Genomic DNA, 14293 nt, shown 5'->3' on the forward strand with positions numbered 1-14293 from the left:
CCGAGGGGCTTCGGCGAGTTGGGAGCGCATAGAGTCGTAGCGGTCAGGCTGTAGCCGTCATTCCGACGGGGTGCAGGTAACGCCGCTCGTGAGGGAGCAGCACATGTTCGAGAGATTCACCGACCGAGCCCGTCGGGTGGTCGTCCTTGCTCAGGAAGAGGCAAGGATGCTCAACCACAACTACATCGGTACCGAGCACATCCTGCTCGGTCTCATCCACGAGGGTGAGGGCGTCGCCGCGAAGGCCCTGGAGTCGCTGGGGATCTCGCTCGACGGCGTCCGCACCCAGGTCACCGAGATCATCGGCGAGGGCCAGCAGGCCCCGAGCGGGCACATCCCGTTCACGCCGCGCGCCAAGAAGGTGCTGGAGCTGTCGCTCCGCGAGGCGCTGCAGCTCGGGCACAACTACATCGGCACCGAGCACATCCTGCTCGGCCTCATCCGCGAGGGCGAGGGTGTCGCCGCCCAGGTGCTCACCAAGATGGGCGCCGACCTGAACAAGGTGCGCCAGCAGGTCATCCAGCTGCTGAGCGGCTACCAGGGCAAGGAGCCCGTGGCCGCCGGCGGCCCGCAGGAGGGGCAGCCGTCCGGCTCCGCCGTCCTCGACCAGTTCGGCCGCAACCTCACCCAGGCCGCGCGCGAGGGCAAGCTCGACCCGGTCATCGGCCGCTCGACGGAGATCGAGCGCGTCATGCAGGTGCTGAGCCGCCGCACCAAGAACAACCCCGTGCTGATCGGCGAGCCGGGCGTCGGCAAGACGGCCGTCGTCGAGGGCCTCGCCCAGGACATCGTGCGCGGCGACGTGCCCGAGACGCTGAAGGACAAGCAGCTCTACACGCTGGACCTCGGCGCCCTGGTGGCGGGCTCCCGCTACCGCGGCGACTTCGAGGAGCGCCTCAAGAAGGTGCTCAAGGAGATCCGCACGCGCGGCGACATCATCCTGTTCATCGACGAGATCCACACCCTCGTCGGGGCGGGTGCCGCCGAGGGCGCGATCGACGCGGCGAGCATCCTCAAGCCGATGCTGGCCCGCGGCGAGCTGCAGACCATCGGCGCGACCACGCTCGACGAGTACCGCAAGTACGTCGAGAAGGACCCGGCCCTGGAGCGCCGCTTCCAGCCGATCCAGGTCAACGAGCCGTCGCTCGAGCACGCCATCGAGATCCTCAAGGGCCTGCGCGACCGCTACGAGGCGCACCACCGCGTGTCCATCACGGACTCCGCGCTGGTCTCGGCCGCGCAGCTCGCCGACCGGTACATCAACGACCGGTACCTGCCGGACAAGGCGATCGACCTGATCGACGAGGCGGGCGCGCGCCTGCGGATCCGCCGCATGACGGCGCCGCCGGAGCTCAAGGCCCTCGACGAGCAGATCGCCGAGGCGCGCCGCGACAAGGAGTCGGCGATCGACGAGCAGGACTTCGAGAAGGCCGCCGGGCTGCGGGACAAGGAGAAGCAGCTCACCGCCCAGCGCGCCGACAAGGAGAAGGCCTGGAAGTCGGGCGACCTCGACTCCGTCGCGGAGGTCGACGACGAGCTCATCGCCGAGGTGCTGGCGATGTCGACCGGCATCCCGGTCGTCAAGCTCACCGAGGAGGAGTCCACCAAGCTCCTGCACATGGAGGACGAGCTGCACAAGCGCGTCATCGGCCAGGACACCGCCATCAAGGCGCTGTCCCAGGCGATCCGCCGCACGCGTGCCGGCCTCAAGGACCCGAAGCGTCCCGGTGGCTCGTTCATCTTCGCCGGCCCCACGGGCGTCGGTAAGACCGAGCTGGCCAAGGCGCTCGCCGAGTTCCTCTTCGGGGACGAGGACGCGCTGATCCAGCTCGACATGTCCGAGTTCTCGGAGAAGCACACCGTGTCGCGGCTGTTCGGCTCGCCCCCCGGGTACGTCGGCTACGACGAGGGTGGCCAGCTCACGGAGAAGGTCCGTCGCAAGCCGTTCTCGGTGGTCCTGTTCGACGAGGTCGAGAAGGCCCACGCGGACATCTTCAACTCGCTGCTGCAGGTCCTCGAGGACGGTCGCCTGACCGACTCGCAGGGCCGGGTGGTCGACTTCAAGAACACCGTGATCATCATGACCACGAACCTCGGCACGCGGGACATCGCCAAGGGCGTCCAGACCGGCTTCAACGCCGGCGGCGACCTGGTGACCTCCTACGAGCGCATGAAGGCGAAGGTCAACGAGGAGCTCAAGCAGCACTTCCGGCCGGAGTTCCTCAACCGCGTCGACGACGTGGTGGTGTTCCCGCAGCTCTCGCAGAACGAGATCATCGAGATCGTCGACCTGGAGATCGCCAAGCTCAACAAGCGGATGCGCGACCGGGACATGGGCATCGAGCTCACGCCCGCCGCGAAGCACCTGCTGGCGGAGAAGGGCTACGACCCGGTGCTCGGCGCCCGTCCGCTCAAGCGGGCGATCCAGCGGGAGATCGAGGACACCCTGTCCGAGAAGATCCTGTTCGGCGAGATCAAGTCGGGCGAGCTCGTGCTGGTCGACGGCGTGGGCGAGGGCATCCTCGGGGAGTTCACCTTCCGCGGGGTCCCGAAGAGCGAGCACGAGCGCGGGCCGGTCTCGGTCGGCGCGACGGCGGCGCTCGACGCCCCGGCCGGCGTGTCGGTGCACGACCTGCCCCCGACGGGCCAGATGCAGGCCGGCGCGGAGTGACGCGCTGACCCCCTGACCGGACGGTCGACGACGAGGGCCCCGGATCCACCAGGATCCGGGGCCCTCGTCGTGCGCGTGGCCGGTCAGTCCGCGGCCTGCCAGGGGCCGCTGCCGGAGCGGCCCGGCTCCTGGTCGCGCGTCCACCAGCGCGCGGTGTACGCCGCGCCGTCGTGGGTGACGACGTCGCCCTGGTGGAACACGCGGCTCGGCGTCCAGACGGTGCGGCCGGCCTCGTCGACGAGGATCTCCTGCCACGAGCCGGTCGTGGTGCTGCCCGGCTCCTCGGCGCGCGTCCACCAGGACGCGCGCCACGTGGAGCCGCCGAACCCGACCTCGTCGCCCGCGCCGTACGCGCGGGACGCGTCCCAGGCCGGGGCGGGGAAGGCGACGCGCGGCCCGTCGAGGTCGACGGTGGTGACGGTCTCGCCGGACGTCGACGTCCACGTGGTGGTGGGCGTGAACCCGCCCGCCGCGAGGTCCTCGGCGGTGACCACGTGGTGCGCGGACGTGCAGGTGTAGCGGTCGTTGCCGCTGAGGCCGCGCCACCGGCAGTTCGGGGCCCCGTCGGCGGGGTCGAGCCCGGCGAGGTTGCCGGTCGGCACCACGGTGGTGGTCGCCCCGGACACGTTCCGGACGGTGTAGGTGAACCGGAGCGTGTCGCCCACGGCCCAGGAGTCCTGGGGGTTCGTCAGCGTGCCGCCGGTGACGTCGATCTCCCCGGGGGTGACGACCGGCGCCGACAGCACCCAGTCGAGGTCGAACGTGGCGAACCGGATCCCGTCCCCGGGCTCGTAGAGCAGCCCCACGGTGCCGTCGGGCAGGGTCGCGAGGGTCGAGTACGACATGCTGCCGGCCCGGAACGTGCGGGCCTCGGGCCAGGTCTCGCCGTCGTCGTGGCTGATGCGGACCGTGCCGTTGGAGCGCGAGCTCTGCGAGGCGGCGTTCGAGAACAGCAGCACCTTGGCCTTGTCGGAGCCCTGCGGGGCGTTCGGGTAGGCGCGGACGATCGAGGCGTTGTTGGCGGGGTCGGGCAGCTCGCGGTCGACGGTCACCTCGCCGTACGTGACGCCGCCGTCCGTGGAGTACGCGACCTTGCGGAAGCCGGAGCGGGCGGAGTCGCGCGAGTTGAGCATGACGCGGCCGTCGGACAGCTCGACGGTCTTGTTCTCGTCCATCCCCGTCCCCACGGGGGTGCCGACCTGCCAGGTGTCGCCGTGGTCGTCCGAGTAGACGGTCACCGCACGGAACTGGCCGGCGGCGTCGATGATCGTGTACTGCTGCAGCAGCCGCCCGGCGTGCTCGCCGTAGCGCAGCTGGATGCCCTGGCCCGACGCGGCGAAGCGGGAGCGCCAGCCGAGGTCGGCGGTGACGTCCGCGGTGATGGTGCGGTGGCTCCAGGTGTGCCCGTCGTCGGTGGAGGTCGAGACGTTCGCGTGCAGCACGCCGCGGTCGTCCGGGTCGGTGCCGGGGCGCGACCCGCCGAAGCCCTGGTCGTACGACTTCACGTGGAAGTTGAAGACGTCGCCGGTCTCGCGGTCGACGACGTAGCTCGGGTCGGAGAAGCCCTCGACCGGGGCCGACGTGCGGCCCGCGGCGACCACCTCCTGCTCGCCCCAGGTGGCGCCGCCGTCGGTGGAGCGCCGCTGGAGGATCGAGTTCGGACCCGGGGCGTCGATCGCCGTCGGGCGGCCGTCGTACGAGGCGAGGACGTCGCCGCCCGGGGTCACGGTCAGCGCGGGGATGCGGTAGTTGGGGAAGCCGCCCTCGCCGTTGGTGGCGAGCTGCTCCTCGCGGTAGCTGCCGGGGCCGCCCGTGGGGTCGGCGACGTCGTGGTCGGGGGCGAGGGTCGCGTGGTGTGCCGTGGCGGTGGTCGCGGGGACGACGGTGCCCCCGATCGCGAGGGCCAGCGTGGCGGCGACCGTGAGGGCGCCGGGTCTGCGGAGGTGTCCGAGCATGCCGTTCCTTCCGGTGGGGCCCGGGTGCGGGCCGCCGGACCGGTGCGAGCGGTCGCGTCGGCGGCACTGCCGGGCTAGAGAAGTGATGTCAGATGTCTGACGTCCTGAACGTAGCCGCAGGTCGCGACGGGGTCAAGGAGTCGCGCGGCCGCGGCGGCGGGGTGCGCCGCGGCCGGCCTCACGACGGAGGGGCGGCCGGACGACGGAGGGCCCGGCCGTGCGGCCGGGCCCTCCGGGTCACAGGCCCTGCCAGTCCGGCTTGGAGGCGAAGGTCTGGCGGTAGTAGTCGCCCAGCTGCAGCCGCGAGGCCGCCGCGTCGTCGACCAGCACCGTGGCGTGCGGGTGCATCTGCATCACCGTGCCCGGCCACATCGCCGAGATCGGACCCTCCACCAGCTGGTGCACCGCCTCGGCCTTGCCCCGGCCCGTGGCCAGCAGCACCAGGTGCCGCGCCGACATGATCGTGCCCAACCCCTGCGTCAGACAGTGCGTGGGCACCTGCTCCACGTCGTCGTCGAAGAACCGCGCGTTGTCCACCCGCGTCTGGCGCGTCAACGTCTTGATCCGCGTGCGCGACGCGAGCGAGGACCCCGGCTCGTTGAACGCGATGTGCCCGTCCGTACCGATCCCCAGGATCTGCAGGTCCACCCCGCCGGCGTCCGCGATCGCCTGCTCGTAGGCGGCGCACGCCGCGGGCAGGTCCTCGGCGAGGCCGTCCGGCCCGGACACCTGGTCCGCGGGCCACCCGACGCGCGAGGCGATCTCCGTCTCGATCACGTTGCGGTACCGCTGCGGGTGGTCCGCCGCCAGACCCACGTACTCGTCGAGCATGAAGCCCCGCGCGCGGGCGAACGACAGCCCCTCCTCGCGGTGGCGGCGCGCCAGCTCGTCGTACACCTTCAACGGGCTCGACCCGGTCGCCAGCCCCAGCACCGTGGCCGGGTCGCGGCGCAGCAGGGTCTCGATCGCGTCGGCCGCCAGCACGGCCAGCTCCTCGGCGGGGGCGACGACCACCTCCATCAGGCCACCTCCCCGACCGGGCGGGCGGCCACGGGCACGACGTCCCCCGTGGCGACGGAGCGGTAGGCGGCGTCGGTCACCGCGAGGGACTCCCGCGCCTCGGCGATCCCGTAGTCGGGTCGCCCTCCCGCGAGGATCGCGTCGACCACGTGCCGCAGGTAGGCCGCCGCGGCGACCTGGCCGGCGTCCGGGGCGATCGTGGTGCGCCCGTGGGCGCCGAAGTGCGCGACCGCGGGGGCGTCGTCGTCCGCGACCGCGTGGCCGTGGGAGCCGAGCAGCCGGACGGACGACGTGGTCGGGGTGCCGCCGGGCGCGAACGGGACGCGCCCCAGCGTGACCGTCACCGTGACCCCGCGCTCGAGCCCGACGGTCACGACCGCGGTGTCCTCGACGCCCGCCGCGCGGTGCGGCTCGAGGAACAACGACCCCGTGAAGGCGTGCACCTCCAGGGCGCGCAGCCCGGTCAGGTAGGCCGCCGCGTCGGTGCAGTACCCCAGGAAGTTGAGCAGCTCGCCGCCCCCGGAGAGCTCGCGGTCCACGACGAGCTCCGGCCGCTCGACCGAGGTCGCGAAGTGGGCCCCGGAGGCCAGGAGCTCGAGGTCCAGGTGGCGGGGGAGGCCGACGTGGCCCGCGTCGACCCACTCCCGCAGCCGCCGGAGGGCGGGCGCGTGGGTCCGGTTCATCACCGCGCACACGCGGCCGGCGCGGGCGGCGGCCGCCGCGACCCGGTCGGCGTCCGCGGACGTGGTCGCGACGGGCTTGTCGACGAGCACGTCGAGGCCCGCGTCGAGGAGGGCGACGGCGAGGCGCGCGTGCCGGGTCGGCTCGGCGCACACGACGACGAGGTCCGGCGGGTCGCCCAGCGGGCCGCCGCCGGCCAGCGCGGCGACGTCGTCGACCTCGGCGAAGGCGACCCCGGCGCGCTCGGCCGCGGACCGCGAGTCCTCGCGGACCCAGTCGGGCGCCGACGCCTCCTCCACCACGCCGACGAGCTCGACGCGGTCGTCGTCGGACAGGAGGCGCAGGTAGTCGGACGCGTGCCGCACGGCCGAGGCGAACGCGACGCGCAGCCGGCGGGCGCTCATGCGGCCACCGCCGGGAGGTAGCCGGGGACGTCCGCGACGCGCTCGCGCCGCCCGGACACGAGGGACCGCTGCGCGGCGAGCGCCGTCGCGAGCGCGGCCCGGACCTGAGGCGTCGTGACCACCGGCGCCGCGGTGCCGCGCACCACGTCGAGCCAGTGCGCCAGCTGGAGGCGCAGCGCGCCGTCGACGGACGCGGGGGCGGCGGCCAGGGCGTCGGTGTGGAGCCCGTCCTCCTCGGCGGTGGAGTGCGCGAGGGTGCCCTCGGTGCCGACGAGCACCACGCGTCGCAGCAGCTCGCCGCGACGGCGCAGCGCGTAGCAGAGCTCCAGCGTCGCCAGGGCGCCGGACGCGGTGCGCAGCTGGACGTGGAACGAGTCGGGCGAGTCCATGTCGGGGGAGAAGGTGCGGAAGCCGCGCGCGAAGACCTCGACGGGGTCGTCGCCGAGCAGCCACGTCGCCGCGTCCATGATGTGGGTGCCGTTGTGCACCGGGTGGCCGCCGGAGAGCTCGGGGTCGAGCTGCCAGCCGCGCCAGCCGCCCGGCCAGGAGTGGGCGGTGTACCAGGAGATGTGGGCCAGCCGCGGGGTGCCGATCCGGCCGGCGTGCGCGGCCGCGGCGAGCGCCGTCACGGCGGGCTGGAACCGGACCGTCTGGCCGACGACCAGGGTGGTGCCCCGCCCCTCGGTCGCGTCGACCATCGCGTCGAGCCCGGCGAGCGAGAGCGCCGCCGGCTTCTCGACCTGGACGTGCTTGCCCGCCTCGCCGGCCGCGATCGTGTCGCGCTCGTGCGTGGGGGTCGCGGTGACTACGTCGACGGCCGCCACCCCGGGGTCCGCGAGGGCCTCGTCGAGGCGGGTGGTCGCGCGCGCCCCGGGGACCAGGGCGGCGAGGGTGCGGGTCCGCGCGAGGTCGTGCCCGACGACCCACCGGACGTCGGCGCCGGGCAGGGCGGCCAGGGTCGTGAGGTGCTCGTGGGCGAAGGACCCGATGCCCACGACGGCCACGCCGACCCGGCGCCCTCCGTCGTGCGGCGGGGCGGCGGGCTGGGCGGTCTCGGTCACGCCGTCGTCACCTCGAGGGCCCGGTCGATGGGGTCGTAGTGCGACACGACAGCGGCACGGAAGCCCTCGACGTCGCCGGCCTCGGCGGCGTCGAGCATGAGGCCGTGCGCCTGGGCCGTCTGCTCGAGGTCGGCCGCGACCGAGATCCCGAGCTTCGGCACGACGGCGGTGTGGACGTCCCAGAACGCGGCCACGAGCTGACCCACGAGGGAGTTGTCGAGGCGGGCGAGCAGCCCGGTGTGGAAGGCGCGGTCCTGCTTGGGGAAGGTGCGGCCGTCGGCGGCGGCGGCGACCATCTCGTCCACCAGGGCGTGCAGGTCGGGGTTGGCGGTGCCGGCGAGGCTGGCGACGATGCGCTCCGCCATCGCCAGGTCGAGGGCGCGGCGGATCTCGACGACGTCGCGCAGGGCCCGCAGGTCGTCGCCAGGGCTCAGGACGCCGCGGAACACGAGCGCCTCCACGAGGGCGTCGAGCGACATGTTGCCGACGAAGGTGCCGTGCCCGTGGCGCACCTCGACGATGTCGAGCGTCGACAGGGTGCGGACGGCCTCGCGGACGCTCGAGCGCGAGACGCCGAGGCGCTCGCACAGCTCCGCCTCGGTGGGCAGCGGGTCCCCGGGGCGGAGGCCCTCGCCGAGGATGAAGTCCTTGATCCGGTCCGCCGTGGTCGTCCGCCGCGGCGGGCTCCCGTGCGTCGTCACCGGACTGATCGTGCTGAACCACCGATCCTGCTCCACCATCTTGACCCTCCTCGTTGCTCGTCCTAGTGTCAGGCTACACAACATCAGACATCTGATGTCGGCTGACGTGGTCGTCTGCCGACCTCACCGTCAGGAGAACCAATGAAGCTTCGCGATAGCTCTTCGTCCGGACGGCGGCGGCTCGCCGCCGTCGCCGCGGGCGTCGTCGTCGCCCTCGGGCTCGCCGCGTGCTCCGGTGGCGCGGGCGCCACCGGCAGCGGCTCCGGACAGGCCGGGGCGGCGCAGGGCGACGTCGACAAGGACGCCGTCCTCAAGGCAGGGATCTCGTACGACCTCGGGGGCGGCTTCGACCCCATGACCACGACGGGCGCGGTCACGGTCGCGGCCAACTGGCACGTCATGGAAGGTCTCACCGAGATCGATCCGGCCACGCGCGAAGTGTACGCAGCGCTCGGCGCCGATCTGCCGAAGCAGGTGGACGACACCCACTACGAGGTCACGCTCCGCGACGGCGCGGTGTTCCACAACGGCGACCCGGTGACCACCGACGACGTCGTCTACAGCTTCGAGCGGGTGCTCGACCCCAAGAACGAGTCCCTGTACGCGGACTTCATCGACTTCGTCGACTCGGTGAAGGCGGTCGACGACTCGACCGTCTCGATCACCACCAAGTACCCCTTCACCCTGGTGGCCGAGCGGCTCGCGACCGTGAAGATCGTGCCGAGGTCCGTCGTCGAGTCCGACTACGACGCCTTCAACGCCCTGCCCGCCGGCACCGGCCCCTACCAGCTCACCGCGGCGACCCCCGGCGACAAGATCACGTTCGACCGGTTCGACGACTACACCGGACCGCGCCCCGCCCAGGCCGCCGGGATGCAGTGGGACCTGCTCTCCGACCCCGCCGCGCGCGTCACCGCCCAGAGCTCCGGCACCGTCCAGGCGATCGAGGACGTGCCGTACATCGACATCCCGACGCTCGAGGGCGCCTCGTCCGTCGAGTCGGTCCAGTCCTTCGGCCTGCTCTTCATGATGTTCAACACGGACGAGAAGCCCTTCGACGACCCCCGGGTGCGGCAGGCGTTCTTCTACGCCCTGGACATGGACAAGATCATCGCGACCGGCATGCTCGGCAACGCGGAGGCGGCGACGAGCTTCCTGCCCGCGAACCACCCGAACTACCACGAGGCGTCGACGGTCTACAGCCACGACCCGGAGAAGGCGAAGCAGCTCCTCGCGGACGCCGGCGTCGAGAACCTCTCGATCGACCTGACCACCACCGACACCGCGTGGGTGGGCGACGTGGCGCCGCTCATCAAGGAGGACCTCGAGGCGATCGGCGTGAAGACCCGCCTCGACGTCGGCCAGTCGGCCGGGCAGTACGCCAAGGTCGACGACGGCGGCTTCGACGTCATGGTCGCCCCCGGCGACCCGTCGGTCTTCGGCAACGACCCCGACCTGCTCATGCGGTGGTGGTACGGGGACAACGTCTGGTCGAAGTCGCGCTACCGCTGGAACGACGACCCCGAGTTCGCCGAGCTGCAGAAGCTGCTCGACCAGGCCGTGCAGGCCAGCGGGGACGAGCAGCAGGAGCTGTGGAACCAGGCGTTCGACCTGATCTCCGACCAGGTGCCGCTGTACCCGCTGTTCCACCGCAAGCTGCCGACCGCCTGGAACGGGGAGCAGCTGGCCGGTTTCAAGCCGCTGCCCGTGACCGGCCTGTCGTTCCTCGACGTCGGGTCGACCGCGAGCTGACCCCCTCGGTCCTGCCGGGCCCGGCACCGACGCCGGGCCCGGCAGGACGGCCGTGGCCGCGCCCCCGCGGCCCCTCCCACGCGACCCGAACGGAACCGCCGATGACTCCGACCAGCACCGCGACGCGGGCGCCCCGCGCCCCCGGAGCCGCGCCATGAGCAACGTGCTGCGGCTGATCGCCCGCCGCCTCCTCCAGCTTCCGGTGATGATCCTCGGCATCACCTTCCTCGTCTTCTTCGTCATGTCGTTCTCGCCGGTCGACCCGGCGTTCCTCGCCCTGGGCGAGGGGTCCTCGCCGGAGGCCCGGGCGGCCTACAACGAGGCCAACGGCTACGACGCACCGCTGCTCGCCCAGTACGTCCGCTACCTCGGCGGGCTGCTGCACGGCGACCTCGGGACCTACACCGCGCGGCACCTGTCCGTGTCCGACGCGATCTCCCAGGCGCTGCCCATCACCCTGGCGCTGACGTTCATGGGCCTCGCCATCGCGATCGTCTTCGCCTTCGGCCTCGGCATCCTGGGCGCGCTGTACCGCGACCGGTGGCCCGACCAGGCCGTGCGGGTCCTCTCGGTGGTCTCGCTCGGGACGCCGTCCTTCTGGCTCGCCGTGCTGTTCATCCAGCTCTTCACGCTGCAGCTGGGCTGGCTGCCCGGCAGCGGCCCGCTGCCGGCCTTCGCCGACGACCCCGCCGGGTACCTCGCGCGCATGGCGCTGCCCGCCGTCGCCCTCGCCGTCCCCGTGATCGGCCAGATGACCCGCGTCGTGCGCACCTCCATGGTCGAGGAGCTCGACAAGGACTACGTCCGCACGGCGATCGGGGCGGGGCTGCCCCGCACCGTCGTGGTCGGCCGCAACGTGCTGCGCAACGCGCTCATCACCCCGATCACCGTGCTCGGGCTGCGGGTCGGCTACCTCATCGGCGGCGCCGTGGTCATCGAGGTCATCTTCGCGCTGCCCGGCATGGGCACGCTGATCCTCGAGGGGATCACCTCCAACCAGGCCAACCTGGTGCAGGGCGTGACGCTCACCGTCGCCCTGGCCTTCGTGGTCATCAACATCGTGGTCGACCTGCTGTACGTGCTCGTCAACCCGCGGATCAGGACGGTGTGACGTGCGACGCAACCTCACGGACCGGCTCTCCGGCCCCGCGCTGCGGCTGCGCGCCCTGCCGCTCCCCTCGAAGATCGCCCTGGTCGTCGTCGCCGTGGTGGCGCTCGCCGCGGTCTTCGCCCCGCTCGTGACGGTCCACGACCCGCTGGCCTCCGGCACCCCCGTGCAGCCGCCGAGCGGCGAGCACTGGTTCGGCACCGACCGCCAGGGGCGCGACATCTTCTCCCGCCTCGTCTACGGCGGGCGGTACTCGCTGGTGATCGGCATCGGGGCCACCGGGGTCGCGCTGGTCGCGGCCTGCATCCTCGGCGCGATCACGGCCACCGCCACCAAGGCCGTCTCCGAGACCCTGATGCGGGTCCTCGACGTCGTCATGTCCTTCCCGGGCATCGCGCTCGCCGCGGTGTTCGTCACCGTCTTCGGCCGGTCCCTGCCCGTGCTGGTGCTCACCATCGCGTTCCTCTACACGCCCCAGCTCACCCGGGTGGTCCGGGCCAACATCCTCGACCAGTACGGCGAGGACTACGTCTCCGCCAGCCGGGTGATGGGCGCGCGCACCTCCTGGATCCTCGCCCGGCACGTGCTGCGCAACTGCATGGCGCCCGTGCTGGTCTTCACCACGGTGCTCGTCGCGGACGCCATCGTGCTCGAGGCGTCGCTGTCGTTCATCCAGGCCGGCGTGGCGCCGCCGCAGCCGTCCTGGGGCAACGTGATCTCCGACGGCCGCGCGCTCGTCATGGGCGGCTACTGGTGGGCGACGTTCTTCCCCGGGCTCCTCATCATGGTGACGACCCTGGCGCTCAACGTCCTCGCCGAGGGCATGACCGACGCGATGGTCGCGGCGCCGCGTGCCGCCGCCCGCCCGGCCGCCGTCCAGGACGAGGAGGCCGCCGAGGCCCAGCCGTCCGCCGCGGTCGCCGCCGACGCCGCGGACGGGCCGACGACGCTCGACGACGTCGACACGCCCCTGGCGGAGCACGAGGCCGCCGTCCCGCTCGACGAGCGGCTGGCCGCGCTGCGGGCGGCCGAGCTCGTCCGCACCGACCGGCGGACCTTCACGGGTGGCGACGAGCCCCTGCTCGAGGTGCGCCACCTGTCCATCCGGTTCCCGGAGCGGCACGGCGACGTCGCCGTCGTCGACGACGTGTCGTTCGCCGTGCGGCCCGGCGAGGTCATGGGCCTCGTCGGCGAGTCCGGCTGCGGCAAGTCGATCACCTCGCTGGCGATCATGGGCCTGCTCGACCCCTCGGCGCAGATCAGCGGCGAGATCCTCTACCAGGGCCGCGACCTGCTGGCGATGAAGGACCGCGAGCGCGCCGCGCTGCGGGGCACCGACGTCGCGATGATCTACCAGGACGCGCTGAGCTCGCTCAACCCGTCCATGCTGATCCGCGCGCAGATGAAGCAGCTCACCCGCCGGGGCGGGACGCGCACGGCCGAGGAGCTGCTCGAGCTCGTGGGCCTCGAGCCCGAGCGCACGCTCCGCAGCTACCCGCACGAGCTCTCCGGCGGGCAGCGCCAGCGCGTGCTCATCGCCATGGCGCTCACCCGCGACCCGCGGCTGGTGATCGCCGACGAGCCGACCACGGCGCTCGACGTCACCGTGCAGGCCCAGGTGGTCGAGCTCCTGGACGAGCTGCGGCAGAAGCTCGGCTTCGCGATGGTCTTCGTCAGCCACGACCTCGCCCTCGTCGCCCAGATCGTGCACCGCATCACCGTGATGTACGCCGGCCAGGTGGTCGAGCAGGCCGCGACGCGCGACCTGCTCCTCGACCCGCGGCACGAGTACACGCGCGGGCTGCTCGGGTCCGTCCTGTCCATCGAGTCGCGCGCCACCCGGCTGCACCAGATCCCCGGGACCGTGCCGTCGCCGCGGGACTTCCCCGCCGGCGACCGGTTCGCCCCCCGGTCCTCGTGCCCCGCCGACGGCCTCGACACGCGCCCCGTGCTGCGGGGGGTGCCGGACCAGGACGAGCACCTGGTCGCCGTGCCGCCGGCGGCGCCCGAGCTCGCCGTGGCCGGCGCCGGCCACCGACCGACGAACGGAGACGCGCGATGACCGCCTCGACCGCCACGACCGCCACGGACGGCACCGCCGCCGCCGACGCCCCCGTCATCGAGCTGCGCCGGGTGCACGTCGTCTTCCGTTCGCGGGCCGGGTCGCTCTTCCGGGCCCAGGAGGTGCACGCCGTCGACGACGTCTCGATCCGGGTGCGCCGCGGCCAGACCATCGGCATCGTCGGCGAGTCGGGGTCCGGCAAGTCGACGATGGCGAAGGTGCTCGTGGGCCTGCAGGCCCCGACGGAGGGCGAGATCAGGTTCCGCGGCGACGTCGTCACGCGCTACACGCACGCGGTGCGCCGCCAGGTGGGACGCGTGGTGTCCGTGGTCTTCCAGGACCCGGCGACCGCGCTGAACGCCCGGATGACCGTGCGGGACACGTTGCGCGACCCGCTCGACGTGCACCGCGTCGGCACGCCCGCCACCCGCGACGCGCGGGTGCGCGAGCTCGTGCACCTGGTGGGCCTCCCGCCGTCCGCGCTGGACGCGCTGCCCGGCCAGATGTCCGGCGGGCAGCGGCAGCGCGTGGCGATCGCCCGCGCCCTGGCCCTGGAGCCCGACGTGATCGTGGCTGACGAGCCGACCTCCGCCCTCGACGTGTCCGTCCGCGCCCAGGTGCTCAACCTGCTCGACGACCTCAAGGCGGAGCTCGGCCTCGGGATGGTCTTCATCTCCCACGACATCCAGACCGTGCGGCACGTGTCCGACGAGATCGTCGTCATGCGGCACGGCCGGGTCGTCGAGTCGGGGCCCGCCGCGCGGGTCCTGGACGACCCCCAGGAGGAGTACACGCGCACGCTCCTCGGCGCCGCGCCCGCCCTCCTGTGACCCCCGGGTCCCCGACCCCCGCGAACCAGCCCCACCACCAGCAACCCC

10 protein-coding genes are annotated in these 14293 nt (G+C 72.9%); 5 read left to right on the forward strand and 5 right to left on the reverse strand.

All coding sequences use genetic code 11. The features are described from left to right. The first annotated feature begins 103 nt into the window (after positions 1–103). Positions 104–2671, forward strand: a complete 2568-nt coding sequence (locus tag ACFU9A_RS05665; RefSeq protein ID WP_430574279.1) for an ATP-dependent Clp protease ATP-binding subunit — start codon at positions 104–106, stop codon at positions 2669–2671. An 83-nt stretch (positions 2672–2754) separates the two neighbouring features. On the opposite strand, the gene ACFU9A_RS05670 is transcribed toward ACFU9A_RS05665, so the two are convergent. The 5 genes from ACFU9A_RS05670 to ACFU9A_RS05690 form a co-directional block, all read right to left on the reverse strand. Further along, positions 2755–4626, reverse strand: coding sequence for an exo-alpha-sialidase (locus tag ACFU9A_RS05670; RefSeq protein ID WP_430574280.1), 1872 nt, complete (start codon positions 4624–4626; stop codon positions 2755–2757). Positions 4627–4863: 237 nt separating this feature from the next. After that, on the reverse strand, positions 4864–5646 hold the full coding sequence (gene nagB / locus ACFU9A_RS05675) for a glucosamine-6-phosphate deaminase (protein WP_430574281.1): 783 nt from the start codon (positions 5644–5646) through the stop codon (positions 4864–4866). Next, positions 5646–6731: a Gfo/Idh/MocA family protein gene (locus ACFU9A_RS05680; RefSeq protein WP_430574282.1), complete on the reverse strand. Its 1086-nt coding sequence runs from the start codon at positions 6729–6731 to the stop codon at positions 5646–5648. Before ACFU9A_RS05680 ends, nagB begins: the two co-directional genes overlap by 1 nt. Beyond that, positions 6728–7792 (reverse strand): Gfo/Idh/MocA family protein, encoded by a 1065-nt coding sequence (locus ACFU9A_RS05685; RefSeq protein ID WP_430574283.1) that lies wholly within the window; start codon positions 7790–7792, stop codon positions 6728–6730. The genes ACFU9A_RS05680 and ACFU9A_RS05685 overlap by 4 nt, the downstream gene beginning before the upstream one ends. Continuing rightward, positions 7789–8493, reverse strand: a complete 705-nt coding sequence (locus ACFU9A_RS05690) for a FadR/GntR family transcriptional regulator (protein WP_430574284.1) — start codon at positions 8491–8493, stop codon at positions 7789–7791. Before ACFU9A_RS05690 ends, ACFU9A_RS05685 begins: the two co-directional genes overlap by 4 nt. A gap of 141 nt (positions 8494–8634) precedes the next feature. Here ACFU9A_RS05690 and ACFU9A_RS05695 point away from each other — a divergent pair, with 141 nt between their 5' ends. From ACFU9A_RS05695 to ACFU9A_RS05710, 4 genes are all read left to right on the forward strand, one after another. Continuing rightward, positions 8635–10245, forward strand: a complete 1611-nt coding sequence (locus ACFU9A_RS05695) for an ABC transporter substrate-binding protein (RefSeq protein WP_430574285.1) — start codon at positions 8635–8637, stop codon at positions 10243–10245. 154 nt (positions 10246–10399) lie between these two features. Next, positions 10400–11356, forward strand: a complete 957-nt coding sequence (locus tag ACFU9A_RS05700; RefSeq protein ID WP_430574286.1) for an ABC transporter permease — start codon at positions 10400–10402, stop codon at positions 11354–11356. A 1-nt stretch (position 11357) separates the two neighbouring features. Further along, positions 11358–13415 carry a dipeptide/oligopeptide/nickel ABC transporter permease/ATP-binding protein gene (locus ACFU9A_RS05705; RefSeq protein WP_430574287.1) on the forward strand — a complete coding sequence of 686 codons (2058 nt, stop codon included), beginning with the start codon at positions 11358–11360 and terminating at the stop codon, positions 13413–13415. Beyond that, positions 13412–14245 carry an ABC transporter ATP-binding protein gene (locus ACFU9A_RS05710; protein WP_430574288.1) on the forward strand — a complete coding sequence of 278 codons (834 nt, stop codon included), beginning with the start codon at positions 13412–13414 and terminating at the stop codon, positions 14243–14245. Before ACFU9A_RS05705 ends, ACFU9A_RS05710 begins: the two co-directional genes overlap by 4 nt. Positions 14246–14293: the final 48 nt, after the last annotated feature.

It is taken from the genome of Isoptericola sp. NPDC057653, assembly GCF_042799955.1.
GTDB lineage: Bacteria > Actinomycetota > Actinomycetes > Actinomycetales > Cellulomonadaceae > Isoptericola.